Consider the following 12329-nt stretch of genomic DNA (forward strand, 5'->3'; position numbering starts at 1 on the left):
TCCCGCCCCACCCACATCACCTATGGTCTGGACCTATTGACGATTGGTCCAGACCTTCCTACTCTCACGGCACACACGCTGCGGTGAGCCTCGCGGCGTGCGCAGTGCACGGACCACCCCGACTTGTCCGTCCGCAACTCGAGGAGCTTCCTTGAGCACTTCCGTCAGCGGGGCGCCGCGCCCCAGAAGCAGCTTCAGATCCAGAGCCACCGCGGGCCTGACCGCGCTTCTCCTCCCCCTCGCCGCCATGGTCGGACTCGCCTCCCCCGCGGAGGCCGCCGCATCGGCCACGGCCTCGTACACCAAGGTCTCCGACTGGGGATCCGGCTTCGAGGGCAAGTGGACGGTGAAGAACACCGGCACCACCACCCTCAGCTCCTGGACCGTCGAATGGGACTTCCCCTCCGGCACCTCCGTCACCTCCGCGTGGGACGCGGACGTCACCGGCTCCGGCACCCACTGGACCGCGAAGAACAAGAGCTGGAACGGTTCGCTGGCGCCCGGCGCCTCCGTCTCCTTCGGCTTCAACGGCACGGGCTCCGGCTCCCCGGCCGGCTGCAAGCTCAACGGCGCTTCCTGCGACGGCGGCTCCGTCCCCGGCGACAACCCGCCCTCCGCCCCCGGAACGCCGAGCGCCGGCACCATCACCGACACCTCGGTCCGGCTCAGCTGGAGCGCCGCGACCGACGACAAGGGCATCAAGAACTACGACGTGCTACGCGACGGCGCCAGGGTCGCCACGGTCACCGGCACGACGTACACCAACACCGGGCTGACCGCCGGCACGGACTACTCGTACACCGTCCAGGCCCGCGACACCGCCGACCAGACCGGCCCCGTCAGCGGCGCCCGCGCGGTGCGCACCACCGGCGGCGGCACCGACCCGGGCCCCGGCCCCGGCGGCAAGGTCAAGCTGGGCTACTTCACCGAGTGGGGCATCTACGGGCGCAACTACCACGTGAAGAACCTGGTCACCTCCGGCTCGGCGTCGAAGATCACGCACATCAACTACGCCTTCGGCAACGTCCAGGGCGGCAAGTGCACCATCGGTGACGCCTACGCCGACTACGACAAGGCCTACACCGCCGACCAGTCGGTCGACGGCGTCGCCGACACCTGGGACCAGCCGCTGCGCGGCAACTTCAACCAGCTGCGCAAGCTGAAGGCGAAGTACCCGCACATCAAGGTGCTGTGGTCGTTCGGCGGCTGGACCTGGTCCGGTGGCTTCGGCCAGGCCGCGGCGAACCCGGCCGCTTTCGCGCAGTCCTGCTACGACCTGGTCGAGGACCCGCGCTGGGCCGACGTCTTCGACGGCATCGACCTGGACTGGGAGTACCCGAACGCCTGCGGTCTGTCCTGCGACAGCAGCGGACCGGCGGCCTTCAAGAACATGATGCAGGCCATGCGCGCCAAGTTCGGCACGAACAACCTGGTCACCGCTGCCGTCACGGCCGACGCGTCCTCCGGCGGCAAGATCGACGCGGCCGACTACGGCGGCGCCGCGCAGTACATCAACTGGTACAACGTGATGACGTACGACTTCTTCGGCGCCTGGGCGGCACAGGGCCCCACGGCCCCGCACTCCCCCCTCACCTCGTACACGGGCATCCCGCAGGCGGGCTTCAACTCCGCGGAGGCGATCGCCAAATTCAAGGCGAAGGGCGTGCCCTCGTCCAAGCTGCTGCTCGGCATCGGCTTCTACGGCCGCGGCTGGACGGGAGTGACCCAGTCCGCACCGGGCGGCACCGCGACCGGGCCGGCGGCCGGCACGTACGAGCAGGGCATCGAGGACTACAAGGTGCTCCGCAGCACCTGCCCGGCGACCGGCACCATCGCGGGCACGGCGTACGCGCACTGCGGAAGCAACTGGTGGAGCTACGACACCCCGGCCACCGTCGGCTCCAAGATGAGCTGGGCCAAGGGCCAGGGTCTCGGCGGAGCGTTCTTCTGGGAGTTCAGCGGTGACACCGCGAACGGCGAGCTCGTGAGCGCGATCAACAGCGGCCTGGGGTAACCGGGCCGGACACCGAAGCGGGGGCGGTGCCTGTGCACCGCCCCCGCTTCACGTCCTACACGACTCCCCCGGACGTCGTCCGGGGGAGAGCAGCTCATTCACGCCACATTGACTCGTTGGCCGGGCGGCGCCGCCTCCAGCCAGGCGAGGAAGCCGGTCAGCGCGTCCTCGCTCATCGCCAGCTCCAGCCGGGTCCCGCGGTGCAGGCAGCCCAGGACGATCGAGTCGGAGAGCAGCGCCAGCTCCTCCTCGCTGTCCGGCGTACGCCGGGCGAGCACCTCGATCGCCCCGCGCTCCAGGGTGCGCCGCGGCCGGGGGGCGTACGAGAAGACCCGGAACCACTCGATCCGGTCACCGCTGTAGCGCGCGACCCCGTACACCCAGCCCTTGCTGGACGGGTCGCCCTTCTCGGGGACGTTCCAGCGCAGGCTGCAGTCGAATGTGCCGCCGGAGCGCTGGATCAGGCGCCTGCGGAGACCGAAGACCAAAAGAGCGACCACTACCAGTAGGACGACCAGGCCGCTCACAAGAAGAGCGAGGAACATCTCCACCGACCTCCTCGCATCGTCCCGTAATACCGAATACCACGTGCACCTGCATTGCCTCAGCCGCGGCACGGTCTGGAGTAGCTCCAGCCCGGGCCGCGGCTGAGGGACAAATCTTCTCGACGGTGCGCTAGTGCGCCGCCACCGCGCGCAGCCGGACCTCGGCACGACGCTCGGCGGCGGCGTCCGTCTCCGACTTGGCAATCTCCAGCGCACGCTCGGCGCGCTGGACATCGATCTCGTCCGCCAGCTCGGCGATCTCCGCCAGCAGCGACAGCTTGTTGTCGGCGAAGGAGATGAATCCGCCGTGAACGGCGGCGACGACAGTGCCGCCCTCGCTCGTACGGATGGTCACCGGGCCCGACTCCAGCACACCGAGCAGCGGCTGGTGACCGGGCATGACGCCGATGTCGCCGGACGTGGTGCGCGCGACGACCAGGGTGGCCTCGCCGGACCAGACACTGCGGTCCGCGGCGACCAGCTCGACGTGCAGCTCAGCAGCCAAGGTTGGCTCCTCGGGTCACCACCCGGCGGTACTGCCGGGTGTTGGGTCATAAGTCTAGTAGGGCTCGGGATGCCGAAGCGTCCCGGCCCGCCCCGGCTCAGGGGCCGGGTGTCCGGGGATCGCCCCCCGGACGGTGCAGCACGGGCGTAACGAAGGGGGCGGGACGACGCCCGCCCCCTTCAGCGAGTCCGAGGACTCAGGAGACGCCGAGCTCCTTGGCGTTCTTCTTCAGGTCCTCGAGACCACCGCACATGAAGAAGGCCTGCTCGGGGAAGTGGTCGTACTCACCGTCGCAGATCGCGTTGAACGCGGCGATCGACTCGTCGAGCGGCACGTCCGAACCGTCCACACCGGTGAACTGCTTCGCCGCGTGGGTGTTCTGGGACAGGAAGCGCTCGACACGGCGGGCGCGGTGGACAACGAGCTTGTCCTCCTCGCCCAGCTCGTCGATACCGAGGATCGCGATGATGTCCTGGAGGTCCTTGTACTTCTGCAGGATGCCCTTGACGCGCATGGCGGCGTCGTAGTGGTCCTGCGCGATGTAGCGCGGGTCCAGGATGCGGGACGTGGAGTCCAGCGGGTCCACCGCGGGGTAGATGCCCTTCTCGGAGATCGGACGGGAGAGAACCGTCGTCGCGTCGAGGTGGGCGAAGGTGGTCGCCGGCGCCGGGTCGGTCAGGTCGTCCGCGGGGACGTAGATCGCCTGCATCGAGGTGATCGAGTGACCACGGGTCGAGGTGATGCGCTCCTGGAGGAGACCCATCTCGTCGGCCAGGTTCGGCTGGTAACCCACCGCGGACGGCATACGGCCGAGCAGGGTGGACACCTCGGAACCGGCCTGGGTGAAGCGGAAGATGTTGTCGATGAAGAACAGCACGTCCTGCTTCTGCACATCGCGGAAGTACTCCGCCATGGTCAGACCGGCGAGGGCGACGCGCAGACGGGTGCCCGGGGGCTCGTCCATCTGACCGAAGACCAGGGCGGTCTTGTCCAGAACGCCGGACTCCTCCATCTCCGCGATGAGGTCGTTGCCCTCACGCGTACGCTCACCGACACCCGCGAAGACGGAAACGCCCTCGTGGAGGTTGGCGACACGCATGATCATTTCCTGGATCAGCACGGTCTTGCCGACACCGGCACCACCGAACAGACCGATCTTTCCACCCTTGACGTACGGGGTGAGAAGGTCGACGACCTTCAGGCCGGTCTCGAACATCTCGGTCTTGGACTCGAGCTGGTCGAAGGCGGGGGCCTTGCGGTGGATCGGCCAGCGCTCACCGACGTTGGCGTTCTCCTCGGGGTGGTTCAGCACCTCACCGAGGGTGTTGAACACCTTGCCCTTGGTGAAGTCGCCGACCGGGACGCTGATGCCCACGCCCGTGTCGGTCACCGGGGCCTGGCGGACCAGACCGTCGGTGGGCTGCATCGAGATGGTGCGGACGATGCCGTCACCGAGGTGCTGGGCGACCTCGAGCGTCAGCGTCTTCTTGGCACCCTCGAGGGCCGGGTCGGCAACCTCGACGTGCAGCGCGTTGTAGATCTCCGGCATCGCGTCGACGGGGAACTCCACGTCGACGACCGGGCCGATGACCCGGGCGACGCGGCCCGTGGCGGCGGCCGTCTCAACAGTGGTCGTCATTACTTGTCACTCCCCGCGGTCGCGTCGGCCAGGGCACTGGAGCCACCGACGATCTCGCTGATTTCCTGGGTGATTTCGGCCTGGCGGGCCGCGTTGGCAAGTCGGGAGAGCGTGTTGATCAGCTCGCCCGCGTTGTCGGTCGCCGACTTCATCGCCCGGCGGCGGGCCGCGTGCTCGGAGGCAGCGGCCTGCAGCAAGGCGTTGTAGATACGGCTCTCGACGTAGCGCGGCAGAAGGGCGTCGAGGACGTCCTCCGCCGACGGCTCGAAGTCGAACAGCGGAAGGATCTCGCCCTTCGCGCCGGTCTCCTGCGCGGCCTCCTGAAGGCTGAGCGGCAGCATCCGGTTGTCGACGGGGTTCTGCGTCATCATCGACACGAATTCCGTGAAGACGATGTGCAGCTCGTCGACGCCGCCCTCCGCGGTGTCCAGCTGGACGGCCTCGATGAGCGGGGCGGCGACCTTCTTGGCGTCCGCGTATTCCGGGCTGTCCGTGAACCCGGTCCACGAGTCCGCGACCTTGCGCTCACGGAAGCCGTAGTAGGCGACACCCTTACGGCCGACGATGTACGTGTCGACCTCCTTGCCCTCGCCGCGGAGCCGCTCGGTGAGCCGGTCGGCCGCCTTGATGGCGTTGGAGGAGTAGCCGCCGGCCAGACCGCGGTCGCTCGTGATGAGCAGAACCGCGGCGCGGGCCGGGTTGTCCGCCTCCGTGGTCAGAGGGTGCTTCGTGTTCGATCCGGTCGCCACCGCCGTGACCGCGCGGGTGAGCTCGGTCGCGTACGGCGTGGAGGCCGCCACCTTGCGCTGCGCCTTGACGATGCGCGAGGCGGCGATCATCTCCATCGCCTTGGTGATCTTCTTCGTCGCGGTGACGGACCGGATGCGACGCTTGTAGACCCGGAGCTGCGCTCCCATGAGTCAGGTCCCTTCCGTCGTCACTTGGAGACGTTGACGGCGGCCGGGGCGTCCTCGCCGAGCAGCTTGCCGTCGAAGGTCTCGAACTGCTTCTTGAAGTCCGCGATGGAGTCCGCGACCTTCGTCAGGGTGTCGTCCGACAGCTTTCCGCCCTCGCGGATCGAGGTCATCAGGCCGCCCTCCTCGCGGTGGAGGTAGTCCAGCAGCTCGCGCTCGAAGCGGCGGATGTCCTGCACCGGGACGTCGTCCATCTTGCCGGTGGTGCCGGCCCAGACGGAGACGACCTGGTCCTCGGTCGACATCGGCTCGTACTGCGGCTGCTTCAGCAGCTCGACCATGCGCTTACCGCGCTCCAGCGAGGCCTTCGAGGCGGCGTCCAGGTCGGAACCGAAGGCGGCGAACGCCTCCAGCTCACGGAACTGGGCGAGGTCCACACGGAGGCGGCCGGAGACCTGCTTCATGGCCTTGTGCTGGGCGGAGCCACCGACACGGGAGACCGAGATACCGACGTTCAGGGCCGGACGCTGACCGGCGTTGAACAGATCGGACTCCAGGAAGCACTGGCCGTCGGTGATGGAGATGACGTTGGTCGGGATGAACGCCGACACGTCGTTCGCCTTGGTCTCGACGATCGGCAGACCGGTCATCGAACCGGCGCCCATCTCGTCGGAGAGCTTGGCGCAGCGCTCCAGCAGACGCGAGTGCAGGTAGAAGACGTCACCCGGGTAGGCCTCGCGGCCCGGCGGGCGGCGCAGCAGCAGGGACACGGCGCGGTAGGCGTCGGCCTGCTTCGAGAGGTCGTCGAAGATGATGAGGACGTGCTTGCCCTCGTACATCCACTGCTGACCGATGGCCGAACCGGTGTACGGGGCAAGGTACTTGAAGCCCGCCGGGTCGGACGCCGGGGCGGCGACGATCGTCGTGTACTCGAGCGCGCCGGCCTCTTCCAGGGCGCCGCGCACGGACGCGATGGTCGAGCCCTTCTGGCCGATGGCGACGTAGATGCAGCGGACCTGCTTCTTCGGGTCGCCGGTGCGCCAGTTGTCGCGCTGGTTGATGATCGTGTCGACGGCCAGAGCGGTCTTGCCCGTCTGACGGTCGCCGATGATCAGCTGACGCTGGCCACGGCCGATCGGGGTCATCGCGTCGACGGCCTTGTAGCCCGTCTCCATCGGCTCGTGGACCGACTTGCGCTGCATGACCGTGGGGGCCTGCAGCTCGAGGGCGCGGCGGCCCGAGGTCGCGATCTCACCGAGACCGTCGATCGGGTTGCCGAGCGGGTCGACCACACGGCCGAGGTAGCCCTCGCCGACGGCGACGGACAGGACCTCGCCGGTGCGGGTGACCGACTGGCCTTCCTCGATACCGCTGAACTCACCGAGGACGATCGCACCGATCTCGCGCTCCTCGAGGTTGAGGGCGAGACCGAGGGTGCCGTCCTCGAACTTCAGCAGCTCGTTCGCCATGGCCGAGGGAAGACCCTCGACCTTCGCGATACCGTCGCCGGCCAGGCTGACCGTGCCGACCTCCTCGCGCGAGGCCGCGTCCGGCTGGTACGACTGGACAAAGTTCTCCAGCGCGTCCCGGATCTCCTCCGGCCGGATCGTGAGCTCCGCCATCTGGGTTCCCTGCTCTCCTTGTTGGGCCCGAAGTTTCTTTGGGGGTCTGGGGGCCGACCCCCAGGAATCTTCTGCAATCTCTGCACGGCCCAACCGGGCCGCTGGTGTTGCCAATTCAGTTGATCGACTGAGCGGTGTCAGCCGGCGATCCGACGCTTGGCCTCGTCGAGCCGCTCCGAGATGCTGCCGTTGATGACCTCGTCACCGACCCGCACCGAGATCCCGCCGAGGACCTCGGGGTCCACTTCGAGATTCAGGTGCATCTCACGGCCGTACATCCGCGCAAGGCCGGCGCCGAGGCGCTGCTTCTGCACGTCGGTCAGCGGCACCGCGGAGGTGACCACGGCGACCATCCGGTCCCGGCGCGCCGCGGCCAGCTTGGACAGGGACTCGAGTCCCGCCTCCAGGCTACGTCCCCGCGGGTGCGTGACGAGACGGACGACCAGGCGCTCGGTGACCGCCTCGGCCTTGCCGCCGAGCAGGCTGCTCAGCAGCTCGCCCTTGGCGGCCGCCGTGGCGGACTGGTTGGTCAGCGCGGACCGCAGCTCCGTGCTGGACGAAAGGATCCGGCCGAACCGGAACAGCTCGTCCTCGACGTTGTCGAGCGCACCGGCCTTCTGCGCCGCCGTGAGGTCTGCGGTGTTCGCCAGCTCCTCCAGCGAGTCGACCAGGTCGCGCGACTGCGACCAGCGGGACCGGACCATGCCCTTGACCAGGTCGGCGGTCTCGCCGCTCACCTGGCCGCCGAGCACACGGCCCGCCAGCTCGGCCTTGGCCTCGCCGGCCTGCGCCGGGTCGGTCAGGACCCGACGCAGCGACACCTCACGGTCGAGCAGCGCGGTGACGGCAGCCAGCTCGCCGGCGAGCTTCGCCGCGTCGACCGACGTGTTGTCGGTCAGCGCGTCGAGGGACTCGTGCGCGGCGGCCAGCGCCTCGCGGCTGGCTCCGTTCATCGTGCGACCTCGGCCTTCGCGTCGAGCTCGTCGAGGAAGCGGTCGATGGTGCGGCTCTGCCGGGCGTGGTCCTCGAGGGACTCACCGACCAGCTTGCCGGCCAGGTCGGTGGCGAGCTTGCCCACGTCCTGACGCAGCGCCGCGGCCGCGGCCTTGCGGTCGGCCTCGATCTGGGCGTGGCCGGCCGCGATGATCTCCTCACGCTGCCGCTGGCCTTCCGCCTTCATCTCCTGGATGATCGCGGTGCCCTGCTCGGTGGCCTCCTGGCGCAGCCGTGCGGCCTCGTGGCGGGCCTCGGCGAGCTGGGCCTTGTACTGCTCCAGGACGCTTTCGGCCTCGATCTTGGCCGCGTCGGCCTTCTCCATGCCGCCTTCGATGGCCTCGCGACGCTCTTCGAGAACACGATTGATGTTCGGGAGGAGCTTCTTCGAGAGGAAGAAGAAGACGATGGCGAAGGCGATCAGGCCGACGAGCAGCTCGGGGCCCGGCGGAAGGAGCGGGTTCTGCTCCTCCGTGGCCGCCAGCTGAACGATGTTGGCGATCACATCAGTGCCTTTCGTCGAAAAGTGTCGTCAGTGAGAAGTGATTACTCACCGAACACGAACGGCATAACGATGCCGATCAGGGCGAGCGCCTCACAGAAGGCGAAGCCCAGGATCTGGTTGGCACGGATCAGACCGGCAGCCTCGGGCTGACGGGCGAGGGCCTGGGTGCCGTTGCCGAAGACGATGCCGACGCCGATGCCGGGGCCGATCGCGGCGAGGCCGTAACCGATGGAGCCGATGGAACCGGTGACCTGGGCGAGGGTCTCAGTGGCAGCCATGCTGATTCTTCCTTTTCATCTACGGACCGGTGGGGGTTTGACCACCGGACGTTTTCGGGTTCCGGGCTGAGGCTCAGTGGTGCTCGGCGAGAGCACCCTGAATGTAGGTGCAGGCCAGGAGAACGAAGACGTACGCCTGGACGGCCTGCACGAAGAGTTCGAAGACGATCATGGCCATGGTCATCACGAACGAGACACCGGCGGCCGGGATCATGTAGCTGTTCAGCAGGTACCAGGAGGCGACGGTGAACATCACCAGCATCAGGTGACCGGCGAACATGTTGGCGAAGAGTCGCACCGCGTGTGTGAACGGGCGGACGAGCAGGTTCGAGAAGAACTCGATGAACGAGACGAGCCACTTGATCGGGCCGAGCGAATTGTCGTAACCCGTGATGTTCTTCCAGCCGCCGACGAAACCGTGGCGCTTGAAGGTCAGAGACACCCAGGTCACGTACACCATCAAGGCGAGCACGGCCGGGTAGGCGATGATCGACGACACCGGGAACTGTGCCAGCGGGATCACGGACCAGATGTTCATGATCCAGACGAAGAAGAAGATCGAGACCATCAGCGGGACGTACTTCTCGCCCTCACGCTTGCCCAGCGTCTCGTAGACGATGCCGCGGCGTACGAAGTCGTAACCCGCCTCACCGATCATCTGCAGCTTGCCCGGGACGACCTTCGCCTTCCCGAAAGCCATCGTGAAGAAGGTGACGACGACCAACGTGGTGATCAGCGCGAGCAGCATCACCTTGTTGAACTCGAAGCCACCGACGGTGAAGATCGGCTGGAAGAGGAAGGAGTGCAGGCCCGGCGCCGGAAAGCCACAGCCGTTGTCGGCCAGAATGCGGCAGCTCCAGTCAAAGGCGAGCGTGGTCTGTTCAGCACTCACCGCGGGCTCCTTCGGCGTGACGCATGGGTTCGGCAACCTCGTTGTGTCGGAGCGGCGCGCAGCCGCGAGTCGGCACCGGACTGGTGTTTCGGATGTGGGGGCGGCTCTCAGGCATCAAAGCCTCGCGTTCGAGCAGGCGTCAGCTTCGGATGCCCGCGCCCGCAGTGCCGCAGTTGGCATCGGACGATAGCAGGGTCGTGAACGGGCATTTATCCCGGCCCTACCTGTCACGTCGAGGACCCCGCCTTCTCGCCCTGACGGGAATCAGACGATTCGGGCTCGACGTAGAGGATCTTGGCCTTCATGTGGGCGCGGGCTTGAGCCGCCACCCAGACGACCGTGGCCGCGACCAGCGTCACAGCGAAGGCCTTGGGGTGGAACAGCGTCGTGTCCTTGAAGACGGCGACGAAGATGAACAGCACGAGCAACTGCGTCGTGTAGAGCATCAGGCCCATCGCCTGGAAAAGCTGCGGGAACTGCTTTGCGGTCCGCTGCAGGACGAGAACGCCGATCCCCATGAAGAGGATGACCACCAGCGCGGCGACGGCCGCGCCCAGCGCGCCCTTTCCACCGGCGACCACCCCACTGATGACAGCGGCGATCACGCCGGCGGCAGCGGTGGGCAGGACGGTGGGAAGGAGTGAGCGTGCGTCGTTGGACGGCATGGCGGCATCTCCGCTTGCTGGTGGGGGCAAAGTGGTGTCGTCATGGACGAGCGTAGGCCCGGTCCCGAGATAGGCCTCGGGGGCCAACGGACCGTCGCACTACGGTCCTTCGGCGCTGTCTCCGGTTCTCGTGAACGGTATCACAAACTATTTGATGAGGTCTTTACCCAGGGGTGTGCCAACTCTCACACATGAGAGTGACCGCGCCCGTGTGTGCACGACAAACCATGGCATTGAGTGCTATTGGGGCACGCCCATGAGACAGCCGGCCGGCTTTCACCGTAACGAGGGGGCATGTCCCGCCCCGGGCGGGACATGCGGGGAGGACGGCGCACGACGCGGCGGGCCGGTCCGATCAGCGGGCGGAGCCCGCGTTGTCGCGTTCGCGGAAGCGGGAGCGGCCTCCGATGGCGGTCGCCCCGTTGGCGCCGCTCACGCCCACGCCCACCGGGACCCTCGCCTCGTCCTCGTACGACGGGGACGAGGCGCCGGGCGACGTCGCGAAGGCGGGCGTCCTCGCCGGCTTGCGGCGGCGGTAGCGCGGCGGGACGAAGGCCTCCGCCCACCGCGGCGCCCTCGGTGTGAAGCGGGGCAGCAGCAGCAGCACCAGGCCCACCGCGCTCAGCGCCACGATCACCAGCACGATCCACATCGACGCCGAATGCACCGAATAGGCCACTGTGCCGAAGGCGATCAGGGCCGACCAGAAATACATGATCAGCACCGCGCGGCTGTGGGAGTGGCCGATTTCCAGCAGGCGGTGGTGGAGGTGCCCGCGGTCCGCCGCGAACGGCGACTGGCCTCGCCAGGTACGGCGCACGATCGCCAGCAGCAGGTCCGCCACCGGCAGCGCGGTGATCGTCAGCGGCAGCAGCAGCGGGATGAAGACCGGGAGCATCGCGTGCGTCGCCGCGCGTTCGCCGCCCACGAAGATGCCCAGCCGGTCGGGGTCGACCTGGCCCGTGATGGAAATCGCGCCGGCCGCGAGCACCAGACCGATGAGCATCGAGCCCGAGTCGCCCATGAAGATCCGCGCAGGATGCATGTTGTGCGGCAGGAAGCCGAGGCACATGCCCATCAGGATCGCGGCGAACAGGGTCGCGGGGGCGGCGGACTCGATCCCGTACCCGTACCAGAGGCGGTAGGCGTACATGAAGAACGCGCCGGAGGTGATGCACACCATGCCGGCCGCGAGTCCGTCCAGGCCGTCCACGAAGTTGACCGCATTGATCGTGAGGACCACCAGCGCGACCGTCAGCAGATTGCCCTGCCAGGCGGTGAGCGAAACGGTGCCGACTCCGGGCACCGGGATCCACAGGATGGTCAGACCCTGCACGACCATCACTCCGGCGGCGATCATCTGTCCGCCGAGCTTGATCAGGGCATCGATCTCGAACTTGTCGTCGAGGACACCGATCAGCCAGATCAGGGCGGCACCCGAGAGCAGGGCCCGCGGCTCGTTCGACAGTTCGAAGACGTCGTTCAGGTTCGCCAGGTGGTCCGCGAAGAGCAGCCCCGCGCACAGGCCGCCGAACATGGCGATACCGCCGAGCCGCGGTGTCGGTTCCCGGTGCACGTCACGCGCACGGATCTCCGGCATCGCGCCGGCGGCGATGGCGAACTTCCGCACCGGTCCGGTCAGCAGATAAGTCACTGCGACCGTGACACAGAGCGTCAGCAGGTACTCGCGCACTGATTCCCCATGTGTTGGACGACGCGCCGCTCCACACCCTAAGACATAGGACGACCGGGCACGC

The 12329-nt window shown here is 67.7% G+C and carries 12 protein-coding genes; 1 reads left to right on the forward strand and 11 read right to left on the reverse strand.

The window, feature by feature from the left end:
* Window positions 1–247 precede the first annotated feature (247 nt).
* The gene (locus J7E88_RS25560) at window positions 248–2014 is read left to right on the forward strand and encodes a glycoside hydrolase family 18 chitinase (protein ID WP_215185095.1); all 1767 of its coding nucleotides are present in this window, start codon (window positions 248–250) and stop codon (window positions 2012–2014) included.
* A 98-nt stretch (window positions 2015–2112) separates the two neighbouring features.
* Here the strand turns inward: J7E88_RS25560 and J7E88_RS25565 are convergent, their stop codons facing one another.
* The 11 genes from J7E88_RS25565 to J7E88_RS25615 form a co-directional block, all read right to left on the reverse strand.
* On the reverse strand, window positions 2113–2559 hold the full coding sequence (locus tag J7E88_RS25565) for a DUF2550 domain-containing protein (RefSeq protein ID WP_215185028.1): 447 nt from the start codon (window positions 2557–2559) through the stop codon (window positions 2113–2115).
* Window positions 2560–2689: 130 nt separating this feature from the next.
* Entirely contained in the window at window positions 2690–3064 is a 375-nt protein-coding gene (locus J7E88_RS25570; protein WP_215185030.1) for a F0F1 ATP synthase subunit epsilon, read from the reverse strand.
* A 196-nt stretch (window positions 3065–3260) separates the two neighbouring features.
* Complete coding sequence (atpD, locus tag J7E88_RS25575; RefSeq protein ID WP_215185032.1) at window positions 3261–4703, reverse strand: F0F1 ATP synthase subunit beta; 1443 nt, start codon at window positions 4701–4703, stop codon at window positions 3261–3263.
* Window positions 4703–5620, reverse strand: a complete 918-nt coding sequence (locus J7E88_RS25580; RefSeq protein WP_215185034.1) for a F0F1 ATP synthase subunit gamma — start codon at window positions 5618–5620, stop codon at window positions 4703–4705. The genes atpD and J7E88_RS25580 overlap by 1 nt, the downstream gene beginning before the upstream one ends.
* A gap of 20 nt (window positions 5621–5640) precedes the next feature.
* Window positions 5641–7239, reverse strand: coding sequence for a F0F1 ATP synthase subunit alpha (gene atpA / locus J7E88_RS25585; protein WP_215185036.1), 1599 nt, complete (start codon window positions 7237–7239; stop codon window positions 5641–5643).
* A 137-nt stretch (window positions 7240–7376) separates the two neighbouring features.
* Window positions 7377–8192 (reverse strand): F0F1 ATP synthase subunit delta, encoded by an 816-nt coding sequence (locus tag J7E88_RS25590; protein WP_215185038.1) that lies wholly within the window; start codon window positions 8190–8192, stop codon window positions 7377–7379.
* Entirely contained in the window at window positions 8189–8737 is a 549-nt protein-coding gene (locus tag J7E88_RS25595; protein WP_215185040.1) for a F0F1 ATP synthase subunit B, read from the reverse strand. Before J7E88_RS25595 ends, J7E88_RS25590 begins: the two co-directional genes overlap by 4 nt.
* Before the next feature lie 41 nt (window positions 8738–8778).
* Complete coding sequence (gene atpE / locus J7E88_RS25600; RefSeq protein WP_215185042.1) at window positions 8779–9015, reverse strand: ATP synthase F0 subunit C; 237 nt, start codon at window positions 9013–9015, stop codon at window positions 8779–8781.
* 73 nt (window positions 9016–9088) lie between these two features.
* Window positions 9089–9859: a F0F1 ATP synthase subunit A gene (atpB, locus tag J7E88_RS25605; protein ID WP_215185097.1), complete on the reverse strand. Its 771-nt coding sequence runs from the start codon at window positions 9857–9859 to the stop codon at window positions 9089–9091.
* A 275-nt stretch (window positions 9860–10134) separates the two neighbouring features.
* Window positions 10135–10572: a hypothetical protein gene (locus tag J7E88_RS25610; protein WP_215185044.1), complete on the reverse strand. Its 438-nt coding sequence runs from the start codon at window positions 10570–10572 to the stop codon at window positions 10135–10137.
* 355 nt (window positions 10573–10927) lie between these two features.
* Window positions 10928–12265: an MraY family glycosyltransferase gene (locus tag J7E88_RS25615; RefSeq protein ID WP_215185046.1), complete on the reverse strand. Its 1338-nt coding sequence runs from the start codon at window positions 12263–12265 to the stop codon at window positions 10928–10930.
* Window positions 12266–12329: the final 64 nt, after the last annotated feature.

Source organism: Streptomyces sp. ISL-10 (assembly GCF_018614575.1).
GTDB lineage: Bacteria > Actinomycetota > Actinomycetes > Streptomycetales > Streptomycetaceae > Streptomyces.